This window comes from Ulvibacterium sp. (genome assembly GCF_965228935.1).
In the GTDB taxonomy this organism is placed as follows: Bacteria; Bacteroidota; Bacteroidia; order Flavobacteriales; family Flavobacteriaceae; genus Ulvibacterium.
The window spans coordinates 133,118-150,771 of record NZ_OZ245846.1 but is presented as its reverse complement, the minus strand read 5'-3'; the positions used below and the strand labels follow the sequence as shown (position 1 = coordinate 150,771).

Genomic DNA, 17,654 nt, shown 5'->3' with positions numbered 1-17,654 from the left:
CCGAATCATTTTAGTTATAGCTCCTCGGCGCCAAAAAACGGGCCGTCGTGGTTTCGATAAGTTCGCTCCCACTGTAAACACCAATTTTCAACTTGTCCTTGTCACCTTCCAGGGCCGCATTGTTTATTTCGATAAACAATGTGCCTTCCGCCAAATCCTGCGCCGGAACCTCAAAATTCTCATGCCGTACCAGTTCTATTTTTCCTTGATGCGATAAAAGTTTAAAACTTACGTCGCCGATACTCTTTGTAGTCTTGTTTACCAATTTATAGGTATACACATTACTGATGATATTATTGTCCTTTCGCTCGTACAGCTGCCCCGGTAACCGCAGAATGTTCGCTTCCAAATCGTTTCTCAAAAAGAGCATCCCGATCAATACCCCGGTCAAAATTGTCAATACCGCGGTATATCCTTTTAACCTTGGATTGAATTTGAATTTTTCCTTTTTTACGATTTCATCCTCACTGGCATACCGGATAAGACCCTTGGGAAGGTTTACCTTCTCCATGATGGTATCGCATTCATCGATACAGGCCGTGCAGTTAACGCATTCCAACTGTGTTCCGTTTCTAATGTCTATTCCGGTGGGACACACCACCACGCATTGGTTGCAGTCTATACAATCCCCATGGCCCAGCGCTTTCCGATCTTCGTTCTTACGCCATTTTTTTCGTCCGTTTTCGGCCTCTCCGCGTTTATGGTCATAGGCCACTACAATGGATTTATTGTCCAGTAATACCCCTTGCATCCTTCCATACGGACAAGCGATGATACAGACCTGTTCCCGAAACCAAGCAAATACAAAATAAAAGACCGCTGTAAAGATCAATAATGAAACCAATGTACTTACATGTTGCAAAGGGCCATCGGTTATGTACTGTATCAATCTATCACTTCCAATAAGATATGCCAAAAAAACATTGGCTATGAGAAAGGATATCAGGAAAAAAACAGTCCATTTTAAGACCCGTTTCCTAATCTTTTCGCCATTCCATGGCTGTCTATCCAATCTTATCTGGGCACCACGGTCGCCATCGATCCAGTATTCGATACGACGGAAAACCATTTCCATAAAAATAGTCTGTGGACACATCCATCCACAGAAAATACGGCCAAAGGCTACCGTGAACAGGGCAATGAATATGACCCCGATAATCATCGAAATCACAAACAGATGAAAGTCCTGCGGCCAAAAAGGAAAACCAAAAATATTAAAACGGCGTTCCAGTACATTGAACATCAAAAACTGATTACCATCAATCTTGATAAACGGCGAGGCAAACAAAAAGGCCAACAGAAAATAACTTACGTATTTGCGATAGGCATAGAACTTTCCACTTGGCTTTTTTGGATATATCCAGGCCCGCTTGCCTTCTTCATTGATGGTGCCTATGCTGTCCCTAAAATTTTCCTGGTCCTGTGCCATTTTACACCGCTTTCAAACCCGGTTTCATTTCTCCAGTATTCGGGAGAATCTCATTCGGGGGAAATTCATACTTCTCTTGTGTCCTTAGAACTTGAAATACCTCTTAATTGATGGCCACCGTTGTCGAGTCCGTTTCTATAGCTACAGAGTCTTTTGGCTGTTCCGGAATTTCCATGGTCGGGGCATCCGGGTCTACCCAAATATCCCCTTCCGGAGCTTTTGGATTTGCCGGCGTTGTCCCTTGGAAGGTCAATAAATAGCTGGCTACCTGGGCCATTTCCGCAGGTTTGAGCACATTCTTCCAGGCCACCATACCTTTGCCATCCCGTCCTCCTTCGGAAATGGTATTGAACACATTTTTGATACCTCCTCCTAGAATCCAATTGGCGTCAGTTAAATTGGGGCCGATACCTCCGCCACCGTCTGCCATATGGCAAGCCACACAATTGGTCTCAAAAATGGCCTTCCCTGCACTTAGATCCGAGGCATCCGTCAAAAGCTCCACTGTATTGACATCCACCAAATCCTTTGCGGTTTTCTTGTACTCCTCTATTTGGGCCTCGGCCAAGGCTACCTCTGTGGTATATTCCTCATCCTGGGTGTAATCCCCAAAAACATGAAAACGGGCAAGGTATACTACACCAAAAATAATAGTGGCATAAAACATCCAGACCCACCAGGGCGGTAATTTATTGTCCAACTCCCGGATACCATCATAGTTATGGTCCAGGATAATTTCGCCTTCGGCCTCTATAGGTTTGGAGCCCAATGATTTTTGGTACATTTTTTTACCCCATTTCCACTCCCATCTTTTGGCTTTCGCCTCAAGATAGCGTTCCTTGGCTTCCTCTGTAAGGGTTTGGAACATTACATTTTCTATGGATTGAAGTATCAATTCTATCCCGATCAAGATCAGCAACACCATCAGCATAAAGAACTGGGTAATGGGATATTCAATAATTGCTGGTTTATCCCCGGAATCGATGAAATATTCCATCAATCCAAAAATGAGGAAAAAAACTACGGGGATCCGTATCCACCAGGGTGACATATTTCTCATAATACTTCTTCTTTAGGTTGATTATCTTTTTCCAAGGGCAGTTCGCTAACCTCTTTGATATAGTCCTTTCCTGCGGTAAATACCCACCAGAAGAGCAAGGCAAAAAAGACAAAGAAGATAAGCAGTGATATCATGGGATAGGTGGCGATGCCCTCTATACTTTCCATATGGTTTTTTACAAATTTCAACATGGCCTTTTATTTGTTTTCTGAGAGTAATCCGTCAGTGTCCTTAACTTTGATGTCCGTACCCAATCTTTGCAGATAGGCGATCATGGCAACAATTTCACGATCTTTCATTTCTATAAATTCCTGCCCGTTTTCCTGTGCACGCTTTTTGGACGCTTCATAGCTTGCTACAAAATCTGGATCGGAATATAGATTCTTTTCGATTTGGCTCGCCTGTTCTTCCATGGCTTGCGGAGCATTGGCAATATCCTCTTCGGAGTACGGTACCCCTAAGCTAACCATAGCCTCCATTTTATCCTGTATCGCACTACGGTCATGTTCGTTATTTATAAGCCATCGGTAAGCGGGCATTATAGATCCCGATGAGGTGGTTTGGGGATCGTACATATGGTTAAAGTGCCAGTTATCCGAATATTTTCCGCCGACACGAAGTAAATCCGGTCCGGTCCGTTTACTACCCCAGAGGAAGGGGTGGTCATAAACGAATTCCCCTGCCTTGGCATATTCGCCGTAACGTTCCACCTCACTTCGGAAAGGACGGATCATCTGCGAATGACAGCCCACACATCCTTCTCGAATATAAAGGTCCCTACCTTCCAATTCCAAAGGGGTATACGGTTTTACACTGGTAATAGTGGGGATATTCGATTTTACCAAAATGGTAGGGACAATCTGGATAATACCCCCTATTAAAATGGCTACTGTGGCCAAGATGGTCAATTGTATGGGTTTACGCTCCAACCAGGTATGGAAGGTCTCGCCTGCGGTCCTCCTTTTGGAAACCCTTGTCAGGGCGGCTGCCTCGGCAAGCTCATCCTCTACCTTGCTACCTGATTTAATGGTTACGACTACGTTATACACCATTACAACGGCCCCGACAAGGTAAAGGGTACCTCCAATGGCACGCATCCAGTACATGGGAATGATTTCGTTTACGGTCTCCAAGAAGTTTCCGTAGACCAATGTACCATCCGGATTAAAGTCTTTCCACATCAACGCCTGGGTAAATCCGGCTACGTACATGGGCAATGCATATAGAATGATGCCCAAGGTGCCTATCCAGAAATGGAAATTGGCCAAGGGGGTGGAATGCAATCGTGTCTTGAACATTTTGGGAACCAACCAATAAATCATGCCAAAGGTCAGGAAGCCGTTCCAGGCCAATGCGCCAACATGGACATGGGCAATGATCCAGTCACTAAAATGGGCGATGGCATTTACGTTCTTCAGGGATAGCATGGGCCCCTCAAATGTGGCCATACCATAACCGGTGATCGCCACGACCATGAATTTAAGTGTGGGGTCGGTCCGTACCTTGTCCCATGCTCCACGTAGGGTCAACAATCCGTTGATCATACCTCCCCAGGAAGGAGCGATCAACATTACGGAAAAGGCGACACCTAGATTCTGTGCCCAATCTGGCAAGGCTGAATACAACAAGTGGTGCGGTCCTGCCCAGATATAGATAAATATCAAGGACCAGAAGTGCACTATGGACAGTCTATAGGAATAGATGGGTCTGTTCGCGGCCTTGGGTACAAAGTAATACATAAGTCCGAGGAACGGGGTAGTCAAGAAAAAGGCAACGGCATTGTGTCCATACCACCATTGCACCAGGGCATCCTGAACCCCGGCATAAACGGAATAGCTTTTTAAGGCGCTTATGGGAAGCTCTAGGCTATTGAAAATATGTAGTACGGCAACAGTTACGAAGGTGGCCACATAGAACCAAATGGCTACATAAAGATGGCGCTGCCTCCTTTTGATCATGGTTCCAATTAGGTTCACACCAAAAGTGACCCAGACCAGTGCAATGGCAATATCTATGGGCCATTCCAACTCGGCATATTCCTTGGAGGTGGTATATCCCAAAGGAAGGGTTATTGCGGCGGCCACAATAATCAATTGCCATCCCCAAAAATTAAAATTACTCAGAAAATCACTGAACATCCGTGCCTTGAGCAAACGTTGGGTAGAGTAGTAGACCCCTGCGAAAATGGCGTTCCCCACAAAGGCAAAGATTACCGCATTGGTATGTAATGGCCGCAAACGACCAAAACTTAACCAGGAGATGCCATCGGTCAAGTTGGGGAATAGGAACATAAAGGCCAATATCAGTCCTACCAGAAAACCTACAATCCCCCACAACATCGTCGCATAGAGGAATTTTTTTACGATTTTATTATCGTAATAAAACTGCTGTACTTCCATAATAACTATTGATTTATTTCGGTTGATTTATCCACTTTTGGTTTACCTTTCGATTCTTCACCTCCTGTCAGCGACGAGGTCTTGACCAATTCATCCTCGAACAACATACGTACCGATGGGGTATAGGAATCGTCATACTGACCACTCCTGACGGAAACAATAAACGCTGTGAAAAAGATGACCGCAACAACAATGCTAATGGTCAACAATACATATATAACACTCATACCTTACCTGAATTCTGGCGTAAAACTAAGTTGGGCACTATCCATAGAAAATGATATTTATCAGTTTTTAATTTAATTTTTCTTTTTGTCCCGACCTATACAAAAAGAGGAATGGGTTACTTTAGTTTTTTACCCAATAGATTCGTCATTACCGTTGTAAACAACACAATACTGATTGAGCTCAATGGCATCAAAATGGCCGCAATAACAGGCTGCAATTGTCCGGTTACCGCAAAGTAAAGTCCGACTACATTATATAACAGGGACAGCACAAAACTAAGTTTGATTATTTTCATGGCTTTTTTGGAAGCCAGTATGTATTGATATAACTGCCGGAATTTGGTAGCATCCAGGATACCGTCACAAGCAGGGGAGAACACGTTTACATTTTCGGAGATGGCTATGCCTACGTCACTTTGGGCCAAGGCCCCTGCATCATTTAGTCCGTCGCCGACCATCATCACTTTTTCGCCTTGCTCTTGCAGGGATTTGATGAATTGCAGCTTGTCCTTCGGTTTCTGGTCAAAGTATAAAGGTACTAATTTAGGTAACAGTTTTTCCAAACGTGTTTTTTCACCTTCGTTGTCCCCCGAGAGAATGGCCAATTTCAAGTCTGCGGACATGGTACGGAACAGTTCCGGAACACCTTCGCGATACATATTGTGGAAAACGTAACGCCCTTTGTAGTTCTCATTGCTGCTTACGTATACGGATGTGTTCAACTCATTTGTCGACGATTCCGCACCTACGAAATCTGCCGATCCAATTTTTATATGGTTGTCATCCTTGCTCCCTTCCAGACCTTTGCCCAAATGTTCCTCATATTCGTCCAGGGGAACAATGTTGTTTTCCGCAAGTATGTCGTACAGGGCACGGCTTAATGGGTGATTGGAGGCCCGCAACGTGTTCTTCAATAAGGATTCTTCCTCTACTGTTAGGGGCATGCCCTCATAACTGGCCGTAGTCCTCTTGGTTGTGGTTAGGGTTCCGGTCTTATCAAAAATGGCAGTGCCGATTATGGCCAATCGTTCTATGGCCTGGGCATCCTTGAGGTAGAATTTTTTCCGGCCGAAGATACGCAACATGTTTCCCAAGGTAAATGGTGCCGCCAAAGCAATGGCGCATGGGCAGGCTATGATTAGAACGGCCGTAAAAACGTTCAAGGCCTTGCTGGGATCATAATATAGCCAAAAGGCCGTAGCTATGGATGCAATAGTCAATACGGCCAATGTAAATCGTTTTCCGATACTATCCGTAAGTGTCCTGAACCTGCTTGGTCTATCCTTTTGAAATACGGTATTGCTCCAAAGCTGGGTAAGATAGCTTTGGGATACGGATTTTAGAACCTCCATTTCTATGGCACCGTTCAATTGCTTCCCTCCGGCAAAGATTTTGTCCCCGGATACTTTACGTACAGGTTCGGATTCGCCGGTAACAAAACTGTAATCTATTTGAGCATCACCGTTGATGAGAATACCATCTGCCGGAATAAGTTCTTGGTTCCGAATAAGCAGCCTATCCCCCCGTTTAATTTTATATACCTGAACGGATTCCTCCTTTCCGTTAGGGTTTATTCGGGTAATCGCAATGGGGAAATACGATTTGTAATCCCGCTCAAAGGAAAGAAAGGAATACGTTTTTTGCTGAAAGAACTTTCCGAGCAAAAGGAAGAAGACAAGTCCCGTAAGGCTGTCGAAGAAACCGCTTCCCAAGTCGAAAATGATTTCCAGGGTGCTACGCAAAAAGAGCACCAAAATACCCAGGGCAATGGGCACATCGATATTTAACAACCGACTCCGCAGTCCCTTATAGGCCGATATAAAATAGTCCTGGCCCGCATAAAATACTACGGGTAACGAAAAGACGAACATCAACCAGCGAAAAAGATGTTTGTACCGCTCCAGCCAAAATTCCTCGGTAACCGCTCCGTTCAAATGTAGATCAAAGTATTCCGGAAAGGAAAGGAACATTACATTTCCAAAAGCAAAACCGGCGACCCCTAGTTTATAGATGAGGCTCCTATCCACCTTTTTTTTGCCACTATCGTAATCCTCTAGGGAAATGTAGGGTTCGTACCCGATACGGGCCAGTAGGACAACCAGTTTTTTTAAGGAAAAATCGGTGGTCGTATAGGTTATGCGAACCGTTTTTTTAGGAAAATCTACCTGGGCAGTGGTTACGGATGGATGTAGCTTGTTCAAATTCTCCAGTACCCAGATACAGGAACTACAATGGATGTGCGGAATGTATAAGCGGACTACCTGAACGTTGTTTTCGTTGAATTCCGTTAATCTTTCAACAATAGCAGCAGTATCCAAAAAATCGTACTTTCCTTCAACCTCTTTTGGAGTGGCCCCAGCAGCCGATTGTAGGTCGTAATAATAGGATAGGTCGTTGCTAGAAAAAATTTCGTATACAGTCTTACAACCGTTGCAGCAAAAGTCTTTTTCATCGAACTTTATGGATGTAGTGCCACAAGGGTCACCGCAATGATAACACTTTGTCGTTTCCATTCACATTTGCTTACTATACCTTTTGCAAATATTTGCAAGTTTTACAAACATAGATATGATAATTGTCAGCTTTTCAATATTTTTATACAATTTTTCGTAACAACCCAACAAAGATGAGGTATGGATAAGGAGGAGCACGAAAGTAGATGTGAGCAATGTATCATACGCCAGTTTAATGCGTTGCGCGCCATGAGCAAGGAGGAACTTAAAAAGGTATCCGATTCCAAAACTACCAGAAAAATAAAAAAGGGGGAATCCATTTTTGAGGAAGGGGAAAAACTCAATGGAGTTTTTTGTGTTCGCAATGGGGTCTCGAAGCTTTCCAAATTAAGTGCCAACGGCAAGGATCAAATCGTAAAACTGGCCACAAAGGGAGAAGTGATGGGACAGCGCTCCATAATTGCCGAAGAGCATTCCAATTTAAGTGCTGTTGCGATAAACGATATGGAAGTGTGCTATATTCCAAAGGAGAGCATTGTCCATACCCTAAAATCCAATCCCGACTTTACCGTGGAAGTACTCCGGCATATGGCCCATGACTTGAGGGAGGCGGACGATGTAATCGTTAACATGAGCCAAAAAACAGTAAAACAAAGAGTTGCCGAGGCCTTTCTTTACCTGAAGAATAATTTCGGGGAAGACAAAGATGGGTTTTTATTGCTTACCCTGTCCAGGGAGGACATAGCCAACGTGGTAGGCACCGCCACAGAAAGTTGCATCCGCATTATTTCGGAATTTAGAAAAAAAGGATTCTTAAAAACTTCAGGAAAGAGAATCGGAATTGCCGATGAGCGAAGACTTCAGGATTTAGTGGAGGGCTTTTAAAAGCTGACATATATCATAGTTTGAGCCTATATACTAGGTTAATTTTACCTTGTACAATTAGACTCAGATCTATGAAAAGCATATTATTACCTACCGATTTTTCCGATAATGCGTGGAATGCCACGCAATACGCCATGGAGCTTTTTAAGGACGAAGAATGTGTTTTCCACTTACTCAATACATATACCCCCGCAATTGCCAATAGTAGATTTATGGCGGCCACCTTGGATACCGGCAGTTTGGAGGATGGGGCACGGGCCTGTTCCGAGAACGGTCTACAGGGAGTAGTGAAGCGTATACAGGAGAACTATAGTAATCCAAAGCACCATTTTAAGACCATGTCCTCGTTTTGTTTATTGACCGAGGAAATCAAGGAAGTTGTAGAACAAGAAGAGATAGACCTTGTGGTAACCGGGACAAAAGGCGCTTCCGGATTGGAAGAGGTCTTTATGGGAAGCAATACGGTCCGAATTATAAAATCGGTCAAAAATTGCCCCGTTCTGGCCGTTCCACAACATTTTAAATTTGCAGCCCCCTCGGAAATTGCCTTTGCTACGGACTTCAACCGTTTTTACACGGAATCCGAGCTTATACCGTTGATGGAACTTGCGAATACCTTTAAGGCCGTAATCCGTATTGTATACGTTCAATATGAAATTAAGGCCTTGACCGAGATTCAGCAATTCAATCTCAATATGTTGCGCAAATACCTTTCCGATGTAGAGCATTATGTACATACGGTTTCCGAATTGAATTCCGTGTCCAAGACCTTGGAAGTTTTCGTGAACGAGTTGGATATCCACCTATTGGCCATGCTTCATTATCAACACAGTTATATGGAACGTATGACCCGGGAACCTGTAGTAAAACGGATGGCCTTCCATACACGGATACCCTTGTTGGTAATTCCTGAATTGGGCATGAGTGCACCTTACAGGCACAAAAGGGAACAGGAAATGTCAATATCCAAATAATATTTGGCCGACATTGGAAGAAGTAATCCCTTTGAATTCGGTTTTCCTTATCCGATAGGATTTGGCGGTAAAACTCTTGTAGAAAGTGATTTCTAATGGAGACGCTCACCTATGGGGTAATCCTCATAAAAATCCTTAAAGGTTTTATCCGTGGTATAGTTATCGGTCAAGACCTTATAGACCATATAGACTATTAGAATTTGTCCCAAAACGGTCAAATAAAAGACCCAATTGAACGGAAAGTCCATAGCGACCATAATAGTTACCGTTACCAGAAGTAAGGTGGTGATTCCTACCCAGAACATTGCAGTACTTTGCATTGCGATTTTTTTGTTTTCAAGGTAGTACAAATCTTTATTTGGGACTGTTAAGATAACGGTAAAAGAATACGTAATTTTGTACAAAATTGCTGCATGAACCTACCCGAGACGGATCAAAAAAGAGTGGTCATTATAGGTGGTGGATTTGCCGGAATATCCTTGGCAAAAAAACTTAAAAACTTGGATGTGCAAGTGGTAATGATAGACAGGCACAACTACCACACCTTCCAACCTTTGCTTTATCAAGTATCCACCAGTGGTTTGGAACCGGATTCCATCGCTTATCCGATCCGCAAAGTACTAAAGCATCTCAAAAACTTTCATTTTCGCTGGGCTACGGTAGAACGCTTAGAACCGCAGCACAATCGAGTAATCACCAATATTGGTAGTCTCTCTTATGATTACCTGATTATTGCCACGGGAACCAAAACCAACTTTTTTGGCAATGCCACCATTGCGGAACACGCCATGGCCATGAAAAATGTACCGCAGGCGCTCAACATACGAAGCTTAATGCTCCAAAATTTTGAAAAGGCCGATGATTGTGATGATTTGGAAGAGCGAAAGGCCTTACTCAACTTTTGTATCGTGGGCGCCGGCCCAACAGGGGTTGAACTCGCCGGTGCGTTCGCAGAATTGAAACGTCATGTATTTCCCAGGGATTACAGACATCTAAATGTAGATGAGATGGAGATACACCTCTTTGAGGGCGCCGATAGGGTTTTGCCTCCTATGAGCGAACAAGCCTCCAAAAAGGCAACCAAGTTTTTAGAGGAATTGGGAGTAAAGATTTTTCTGAACACCTTGGTACAGGATTTTGACGGAGAGACACTGATTATGAACAACGGTGAGCGCATGCGCACCAAAAATTTTATATGGACCGCAGGGGTTACGGGTGCCGCCATAGAAGGTATCGATGCCTCCTCTATGATGGAACGACTCAATCGGTTTAAAGTAAATCGATTTAATCAAGTAAAGAATTACAACAACATATTTGCCATTGGTGATGTTGCCTATATGGAAACGGAACCCTATCCAAACGGGCATCCCCAAGTAGCCCAACCGGCCATACAACAAGGGGAGCTTTTGGCAAAAAACTTAAAACTGCTCCTGGAGGAAAAACCTATGGAACCTTTTACTTATAACGATAAGGGAACCATGGCCACCGTGGGTAGGAACAAGGCCGTTGTGGATCTGCATAGATTGAAGTTCGGAGGATTCTTCGCTTGGTTTATCTGGATGTTCGTGCATTTAATGGCCTTGGTAGGCTTTCGAAATAGGGTCATCGTGTTCTTTAACTGGGCGTACAACTACATTAATTATGACAAGGCGGCCCGACTCATCGTTCGACCCTTTAGGCCCAAAACATAAAAGACGATAGGTTTTGTCGTTTTGTTGAAAACCTTTGCTATATTTGCAGCGTTGTGTTGTGACCCATGACCGTTAAGGTCTGGGCCAATGAAAGGCTTTCCATAATGGGAGGCTTTTTTTATGGGCGATATTCCACCTCAAGGTTTTGGTTTAAACCGAATTTCTCTTGAAATCCACTTTTAGGGCTATATTATCAATCTTTCGGGAATTCGATGGATTTCCATTCGAATTTCCAACGTTTAGGATATTTTTATTAGGTATAATTAGTTGATTGTCAATTGTTTTAATAAAGTTGCAATTCTGCAGGCCGATAAAATATACTGTGTTATTTGTTGTATTTTTAAAAGAGATTAAAACCAGTTATTATGCCATTGTATCACAAATTGGGCAAGATACCCCAGAAGCGACATACTATTTTTAAAAAGAACGATGGAACCCTGCATTACGAACAGTTGTTCGGCACCATCGGTTTTGATGGAATGTCTTCCTTAATCTACCATTTGCATAGGCCTACACAGGTCAAGTCTATTCAAAAGGCCTTGGATATAACTCCCAAAGCAGCAGTGGAATACAATATGGCTTCCCGATTGTTGAAGGGTTTTGAAATACGACCCGAGGAGGATTATCTGGAGAGCCGGAAAACGGTTTTGTTCAATTCCGACGTTCATGTGGCTTTGGCCGCGCCTAAAAGCTCGGTCACAGATTATTTTTACAAAAACGCGGATGCCGACGAACTCCTTTTCGTCCATAGGGGAACAGGCACTTTAAAGACTTTCTTGGGGGAAATTCCCTTTGAATACGGGGATTACCTTTTAATTCCGCGGGGCATGATCTATCAGATTGAATTTGACGGTGCGGACAACCGACTGCTCATCACGGAAAGTTACCATCCCATATATACACCCAAGCGCTATCGAAATTGGTTTGGGCAACATCTGGAACATTCGCCTTTTTGCGAACGGGATTTCAAGCTACCCGGGAACTTGCGTACCTATGATGAAAAAGGCGAGTTTGTATTAAAGATTAAAAAACAAGGGCAATTGCACCATATGGTCTACGCAACCCATCCCTTTGACGTAGTGGGCTGGGACGGCTATAATTATCCCTATGGATTTTCAATCCATAATTTTGAACCGATTACGGGAAGGGTACACCAACCACCGCCAGTGCACCAGACTTTTGAGACCTCGGCTTTTGTGGTCTGTTCCTTTGTACCGCGATTGTATGACTATCACCCAGAGGCGATTCCAGCCCCGTACAACCATTCGAATATCGATTCCGATGAGGTGCTGTACTATGTTGATGGGGATTTTATGAGCCGCAAGAACATTGATAAGGGATATATTTCCCTACATCCCGCCGGTATTCCCCATGGGCCACATCCGGGTACCTATGAGGCCAGTATCGGAAAGACCAAGACCGAGGAGCTGGCCGTGATGATCGATACCTTTAAACCACTGCAGCTAACACAGACCGCTTTGGATATTGATGATGGGAAGTACTATAAGAGCTGGTTGGAATAGCTAATTAATTAGCTGCCGTGTTACGGAATGGATCAATGATGCCGCTAATTTGGCCGTGCGATTATCAATATCATATTTCGGATTCATTTCGGCAACATCCATACTTATCAATTTCTGGGATTGGAGAATTACCTTTAGACACGCCAAAACAATATCCGGTAAAAAGCCCATAGGTGAAGCTGCACTTACCCCAGGGGCATAGGCCGATGAAAACCCGTCCAGGTCAATAGTTGCATATAGGCAATCTACTTTGGAAATAAAGGTGCGAAGCTCTTGTTCGACGGCCTTCCCATGCTGAAGATTAAAACGCTCGTTTTCAATATAACCTACACCGAGCTTATCGGCCGTTTGGAATAAAACCGTATCGTTGGCATCCTTCCGGATTCCAAGACATAAATAGTTAAAGCTAGTGCCATCGGCTTTACAGTCTTGGGCGATTTGGTAAAAAGGCGTTCCCGAATTGTTGCCGTCAGTATTATTGCGAAGGTCAAAATGCGCATCAAAATTAACAATACCGATGGATCTGCCTCCGTTCAAATACTTTTTGATGCCTTGGTAGTGTCCATAGGCCAAATCATGGCCACCGCCCAGTATCATGGGGAATACACTTTTCTTCAAAAGTTGGGCTACCTTTACGGAAAGTAGATTTTGGGTTTCCTCCATATCTCCGGCGACACATTGAACAGAACCGATGTCGAACAGCTTTGTATCGGGATGTAAGTGGTTGGGCATTTTCCCCAATTGGCTCCGAATGGCATCCGGGCCTTCCATCGCCCCGATCCTTCCTTGGTTTCGCCTTACCCCTTCATCACAGGCATAACCCAAAATCGCGATGGTTTTTGAAGTAGTGTCCGGAACGATTGAATCCAGATCCGTACAGTTTACGATTTCGTGTAGGTACAGGTTTTTACCGGATTTTCTTCCTGTCCAAATTTCGGGGTTTGTTGGATTGTAGTTGTCCATGAAATTTTTAAAACTCAAGAAATATTTTAATTGCCTCCAGATTTATCTGGAGGCAAAAAAGAAGTAATTCGAATAGGCTTTAGCCAAACTGATATTTCTCAATAAATTCATCATATTCCTCTTTAAATGTCTTTTTTCTATGATGTTTTTCCTGGTTCTTAATATAGTTTCGTACTTGATTTACCATAGATTCGGATACTGAAACAGCGAAATATTCGTCTTGCCATCCAAATTTACACTTGCATAATTTGTTTTTATTTATCCAGAACGATGATTCTCCTTTTATCAATTGTGCTACTTTGCTAATGGTTTGTTCCGAACCTAGGGAAATTAAACAGTGGCAGTGATCTGAATATCCGTTGACAAAGTCAATATAAATTCCTTTTTCCTTGCCATTTTCCCTCATATGGTTCCATACCTTTTGTCTTAATTCTGGGGAATTCAAAAAAGCCACCCTATTTTTTGTGCTGAAAACAAGATGAACATATGCTTTTATAAATGGCATGCCCGTATTACTTAGGATATGAATGAATATTGAAGGGTTTGGCTAAAGCCTTTATGGATTTTATTATAATTCATAGGCTGAAGCCTATGGCAATTCTACTGAATGCCTCCTGATTTATCAGGAGGAAAACTATAATAAAGGGCTTTAGCCATATCTTACCATTCCAAAAGTAATATTATTTATCAAGGATGGTCGAACAAACCTTCCAAAAGTCCGTCATCAACAAAATTGGGTAGGGTAACCTTTAATTCAGGAGTTCGTTCCATTTCAAGTTGAATGGCAAAAAGCGCTTCCTTGTTCCGTGCCCAACTTCGCCGGGCGATACCGTTGTTTACGTCATAAAACAACATATTCTGTATACTTTTTGAGGCTTCTTCGGAGCCGTCGAGCAACAAACCAAATCCTCCATTGATGACTTCGCCCCATCCAACACCCCCGCCATTGTGGATCGACACCCAGGTAGCGCCCCGAAAGCTGTCACCGATAACGTTATGTAGGGCCATATCCGAAGTAAATTGGCTTCCGTCATAGATGTTGCTGGTTTCCCGGAATGGGGAATCCGTTCCGCTTACATCGTGATGATCCCTTCCCAAAACAACAGGAGCCGAAATCTCACCACTTTTTATGGCATTGTTAAAAGCTTCGGCTATTTTGACCCTGCCCTCTGCATCGGCATAAAGAATCCGGGCTTGGGAACCTATGACCAATCGGTTCTGATCTGCCTCGGAAATCCATTGGATGTTGTCCTGCATTTGCTGCCGGATTTCCTTAGGTGCGTTAGATTTGATTTTTTGCATTTCCTCCAAGGCTAGGGCATCGGTTTTTCGAAGATCATCCGGATGGCCCGAAGTACATACCCAACGGAACGGCCCAAAACCATAATCGAAACATAGGGGTCCCAAAATATCCTGAACGTAGCTGGGGTATTTGAAATCGATGCCGTTATCCGCCATTACTTTGGCCCCCGCGCGAGAAGCTTCTAATAAAAATGCATTTCCATAGTCAAAGAAATAGGTCCCTTTTTGGGAATGTTGGTTAATGGCATCTACCTGTCTTCGAAGGGACTCCTGAACTTTTTCCTTGAAGAGGGTAGGGTCTTGGGCCATTAATTGGTTGGATTCCTCAAAACTACATCCCACCGGATAATAGCCACCCGCCCATGGATTGTGCAAGGAGGTCTGATCAGAGCCTAAATGCACAAAAATGTTTTCCTTCAGAAAACGTTCCCATACGTCCACCACATTTCCAATATAGGCCAATGATAGGGTTTCCCCATTCCTTTGAGCTTCCTTTGTACGCAGAACTAGGCGATCCAAATCATCCATTAATACATCTACCCAGCCTTGGTCGTACCTTTTTTGGGCAGCTGCTGGATTTACTTCCGCGCAGACGGTGATGCATCCGGCAATGTTACCGGCCTTAGGTTGGGCACCGCTCATACCGCCTAGTCCAGCAGTTAGGAATACTTTTCCCGCCGGGGTTTCGTCTTTTTGTAGCACTTTCCGGAAAGCGTTCATGACCGTGATGGCCGTCCCATGTACAATTCCCTGAGGCCCGATGTACATATAGGAACCTGCCGTCATCTGTCCGTATTGGGTAACGCCGAGAGCATTGAATCTTTCCCAATCATCCGGTTTGGAGTAATTGGGAATCATCATGCCATTGGTGACGACCACCCTGGGTGCCTCCTTTGCCGATGGAAAAAGTCCCATGGGGTGACCCGAGTACATATGCAAGGTTTGTTCCTCCGTCATCGTGGCCAAATAGTGCATGGTCAAAAGGTATTGTGCCCAGTTTTGGAAAACTGCACCATTACCGCCGTAGGTAATCAATTCTTCGGGGTGCTGGGCAACTTTGGGATCCAGATTGTTCTGGATCATTAACATGATGGCCGCCGCCTGTTTTGTTTTTGAAGGATACGCCGCGATGGGTCGGGCATACATTTCGTAATCCGGCTTGAAGCGATACATGTAGATTCGGCCATAGGTCTTTAGTTCCTCGGCGAACTCCTTGGAGAGTTCGGAATGCCATAATTCGGGAAAATAGCGCAGGGCATTGCGGATGGCCAATTTCTTTTCTTCCAAGGATAACAGGTCTTTTCGCCTTGGTGCATGATTCGCCTCTTTTGAGTGGTTCCTTTTATGCGGAAGTTTCGCAGGGATACCCTGAAGTATTTGTTCTTTAAAGGTCATTTTTGTCTCGTCTCTTGCTTTTTACCACGCACATTACATTATTTTACTTCCGTATTTCAAACTTCATACTTCGTATTTTTGCATTTCGTACTTCAATCCTTTTGTCTATCAAAAATCAATTCACCATTTTTCCACACCATACACGGTTTTAAGTTCCCTTGGTGATAAAGGATTTCTGAGTAATCACTGGTACGGAAAATAACAAGATCGGCCAAATAACCTTTTGCCAACAGGCCCCTATCCGAAAGGTTAAGGGCCGCTGCGGCACGAAAGGTTATCCCCGCCAATACTTCCGCATGGGACAGTTTTTCGAAAGCTCCTAATAGGGCAGCTTGGGTCAACAAATCCCCCATCGGGGCCGATCCCGGGTTGTGGTCGCTGGCAATGGCCAAAGCTCCGCCCGCATCCAAGATTTTTCGGGCAGGGGTAAAATTACAGCCCAATCCCAAGGAAGCCCCAGGTAATGCGGTGGCAATAACATTACTTTTGGCCAGTAGCCCAATTTCCTTTTGGGTGCTCGCCTCAAGATGATCGGCACTTAAGGCATCAAATTGAATTGCGACTTTGCTACCGCCAGTGGAAAATTGATCGGCATGGACCGTAATATCAAAACCCATTTCCCGGGCTTTTTTGAAATAGGGCCCGATTTGCTCTGCCGAAAAAGCATTTTCTTCAATAAACGCGTCGATGCGATGGGTCAAATCTTCTTCCCGAAGTTTGGGAAAAAGTAAATTTCCAATCTCTGCCAGATAATCTTCTTCACTTCCCTTATAATCCTTGGGAAGCATGTGTGCCGCCAAGCAGGTCGGTATTAAATCTACGGGAAGGATTTCGTTGGCCTCCTTTATGGCGTATAGCATCTTCAGTTCCTCATCTATGGATAGCCCGTAACCACTTTTGACCTCAAGGGTCGTCGTCCCGTTTTTTAAATGGCGTTTGGCAAGGTTAACCGTATGTTCTGCGAGTTTGTCCTTTGTAGCTTTTCGCGTCTGGGTCACCGTATCCCAGATACCACCACCGGCCTTGGCGATTTCCAGATACGTCTTCCCCGAATTTCGCAACGCATAGTCTTTGGCTCGGGAACCCCCATAACAGATATGCGTATGGGCATCCACTAAACCGGGCAAACAAACATGGTCGCCCTCCAAATGAACGATTTCGGTATCGGTCTCCTTAAAGTTGTTTAGCAAACGGGAAAATTTTCCTATAGCATTGACGTTGCCATCCGTAATTAGGATTCCCGCATCGGATATGACCGTTAGTTCAGTATCCGAAATAGCACCCTTTAATGATAGACCAGTCATGGATACAACTTGTCTAAAAGGACCGATCAGTTTTTTTGTGCCTGCCATT

The 17,654-nt window shown here is 44.0% G+C and carries 15 protein-coding genes; 4 read left to right on the top strand and 11 right to left on the bottom strand.

What is annotated here, in order from left to right:
• Positions 1-10: 10 nt before the first annotated feature.
• The 6 genes from ccoG to ACO06Y_RS00690 form a co-directional block, all read right to left on the bottom strand.
• Entirely contained in the window at positions 11-1,429 is a 1,419-nt protein-coding gene (gene ccoG / locus ACO06Y_RS00715; RefSeq protein WP_422081905.1) for a cytochrome c oxidase accessory protein CcoG, read from the bottom strand.
• 103 nt (positions 1,430-1,532) lie between these two features.
• On the bottom strand, positions 1,533-2,489 hold the full coding sequence (locus ACO06Y_RS00710) for a cbb3-type cytochrome c oxidase N-terminal domain-containing protein (protein WP_422081904.1): 957 nt from the start codon (positions 2,487-2,489) through the stop codon (positions 1,533-1,535).
• Positions 2,486-2,680 (bottom strand): CcoQ/FixQ family Cbb3-type cytochrome c oxidase assembly chaperone, encoded by a 195-nt coding sequence (locus tag ACO06Y_RS00705; RefSeq protein ID WP_422081903.1) that lies wholly within the window; start codon positions 2,678-2,680, stop codon positions 2,486-2,488. The genes ACO06Y_RS00710 and ACO06Y_RS00705 overlap by 4 nt, the downstream gene beginning before the upstream one ends.
• A gap of 6 nt (positions 2,681-2,686) precedes the next feature.
• Positions 2,687-4,888 (bottom strand): cytochrome-c oxidase, cbb3-type subunit I, encoded by a 2,202-nt coding sequence (ccoN, locus tag ACO06Y_RS00700; RefSeq protein ID WP_422081902.1) that lies wholly within the window; start codon positions 4,886-4,888, stop codon positions 2,687-2,689.
• 5 nt (positions 4,889-4,893) lie between these two features.
• Positions 4,894-5,115: a cbb3-type cytochrome oxidase assembly protein CcoS gene (gene ccoS, locus ACO06Y_RS00695; RefSeq protein ID WP_422081901.1), complete on the bottom strand. Its 222-nt coding sequence runs from the start codon at positions 5,113-5,115 to the stop codon at positions 4,894-4,896.
• Positions 5,116-5,231: 116 nt separating this feature from the next.
• The gene (locus ACO06Y_RS00690; RefSeq protein ID WP_422081900.1) at positions 5,232-7,628 is read right to left on the bottom strand and encodes a heavy metal translocating P-type ATPase; all 2,397 of its coding nucleotides are present in this window, start codon (positions 7,626-7,628) and stop codon (positions 5,232-5,234) included.
• Between the two features lie 120 nt (positions 7,629-7,748).
• Between ACO06Y_RS00690 and ACO06Y_RS00685 the strand changes: the two genes are divergently transcribed.
• Positions 7,749-8,453: a Crp/Fnr family transcriptional regulator gene (locus tag ACO06Y_RS00685; protein WP_422081899.1), complete on the top strand. Its 705-nt coding sequence runs from the start codon at positions 7,749-7,751 to the stop codon at positions 8,451-8,453.
• Between the two features lie 71 nt (positions 8,454-8,524).
• Positions 8,525-9,427, top strand: coding sequence for a universal stress protein (locus ACO06Y_RS00680; RefSeq protein ID WP_422081898.1), 903 nt, complete (start codon positions 8,525-8,527; stop codon positions 9,425-9,427).
• 92 nt (positions 9,428-9,519) lie between these two features.
• Here ACO06Y_RS00680 and ACO06Y_RS00675 read toward each other — a convergent pair whose 3' ends face one another.
• Positions 9,520-9,747 (bottom strand): hypothetical protein, encoded by a 228-nt coding sequence (locus tag ACO06Y_RS00675; protein WP_422081897.1) that lies wholly within the window; start codon positions 9,745-9,747, stop codon positions 9,520-9,522.
• Between the two features lie 93 nt (positions 9,748-9,840).
• Between ACO06Y_RS00675 and ACO06Y_RS00670 the strand changes: the two genes are divergently transcribed.
• Both ACO06Y_RS00670 and ACO06Y_RS00665 read left to right on the top strand, forming a co-directional pair.
• Complete coding sequence (locus ACO06Y_RS00670; RefSeq protein ID WP_422081896.1) at positions 9,841-11,118, top strand: NAD(P)/FAD-dependent oxidoreductase; 1,278 nt, start codon at positions 9,841-9,843, stop codon at positions 11,116-11,118.
• A gap of 365 nt (positions 11,119-11,483) precedes the next feature.
• Positions 11,484-12,641 carry a homogentisate 1,2-dioxygenase gene (locus ACO06Y_RS00665; protein ID WP_422081895.1) on the top strand — a complete coding sequence of 386 codons (1,158 nt, stop codon included), beginning with the start codon at positions 11,484-11,486 and terminating at the stop codon, positions 12,639-12,641.
• Here ACO06Y_RS00665 and hutG read toward each other — a convergent pair whose 3' ends face one another.
• The 4 genes from hutG to hutI form a co-directional block, all read right to left on the bottom strand.
• Positions 12,642-13,604 (bottom strand): formimidoylglutamase, encoded by a 963-nt coding sequence (hutG, locus tag ACO06Y_RS00660; RefSeq protein WP_422081894.1) that lies wholly within the window; start codon positions 13,602-13,604, stop codon positions 12,642-12,644.
• 79 nt (positions 13,605-13,683) lie between these two features.
• Positions 13,684-14,109, bottom strand: coding sequence for an IS200/IS605 family transposase (gene tnpA, locus ACO06Y_RS00655; protein WP_422081893.1), 426 nt, complete (start codon positions 14,107-14,109; stop codon positions 13,684-13,686).
• A 182-nt stretch (positions 14,110-14,291) separates the two neighbouring features.
• Entirely contained in the window at positions 14,292-16,301 is a 2,010-nt protein-coding gene (locus ACO06Y_RS00650) for a urocanate hydratase (protein ID WP_422081892.1), read from the bottom strand.
• A 92-nt stretch (positions 16,302-16,393) separates the two neighbouring features.
• Complete coding sequence (hutI, locus tag ACO06Y_RS00645; RefSeq protein WP_422081891.1) at positions 16,394-17,653, bottom strand: imidazolonepropionase; 1,260 nt, start codon at positions 17,651-17,653, stop codon at positions 16,394-16,396.
• Position 17,654: the final 1 nt, after the last annotated feature.

Coding starts and splice junctions, on each gene's coding strand:
- ccoG (WP_422081905.1), bottom strand. CDS start 1,429: ATGGCACAGGACCAGGAAAATTTTAGGGACAGCATAGGCACCATCAAT.
- ACO06Y_RS00710 (WP_422081904.1), bottom strand. CDS start 2,489: ATGAGAAATATGTCACCCTGGTGGATACGGATCCCCGTAGTTTTTTTC.
- ACO06Y_RS00705 (WP_422081903.1), bottom strand. CDS start 2,680: ATGTTGAAATTTGTAAAAAACCATATGGAAAGTATAGAGGGCATCGCC.
- ccoN (WP_422081902.1), bottom strand. CDS start 4,888: ATGGAAGTACAGCAGTTTTATTACGATAATAAAATCGTAAAAAAATTC.
- ccoS (WP_422081901.1), bottom strand. CDS start 5,115: ATGAGTGTTATATATGTATTGTTGACCATTAGCATTGTTGTTGCGGTC.
- ACO06Y_RS00690 (WP_422081900.1), bottom strand. CDS start 7,628: ATGGAAACGACAAAGTGTTATCATTGCGGTGACCCTTGTGGCACTACA.
- ACO06Y_RS00685 (WP_422081899.1), top strand. CDS start 7,749: ATGGATAAGGAGGAGCACGAAAGTAGATGTGAGCAATGTATCATACGC.
- ACO06Y_RS00680 (WP_422081898.1), top strand. CDS start 8,525: ATGAAAAGCATATTATTACCTACCGATTTTTCCGATAATGCGTGGAAT.
- ACO06Y_RS00675 (WP_422081897.1), bottom strand. CDS start 9,747: ATGCAAAGTACTGCAATGTTCTGGGTAGGAATCACCACCTTACTTCTG.
- ACO06Y_RS00670 (WP_422081896.1), top strand. CDS start 9,841: ATGAACCTACCCGAGACGGATCAAAAAAGAGTGGTCATTATAGGTGGT.
- ACO06Y_RS00665 (WP_422081895.1), top strand. CDS start 11,484: ATGCCATTGTATCACAAATTGGGCAAGATACCCCAGAAGCGACATACT.
- hutG (WP_422081894.1), bottom strand. CDS start 13,604: ATGGACAACTACAATCCAACAAACCCCGAAATTTGGACAGGAAGAAAA.
- tnpA (WP_422081893.1), bottom strand. CDS start 14,109: ATGCCATTTATAAAAGCATATGTTCATCTTGTTTTCAGCACAAAAAAT.
- ACO06Y_RS00650 (WP_422081892.1), bottom strand. CDS start 16,301: ATGACCTTTAAAGAACAAATACTTCAGGGTATCCCTGCGAAACTTCCG.
- hutI (WP_422081891.1), bottom strand. CDS start 17,653: ATGGCAGGCACAAAAAAACTGATCGGTCCTTTTAGACAAGTTGTATCC.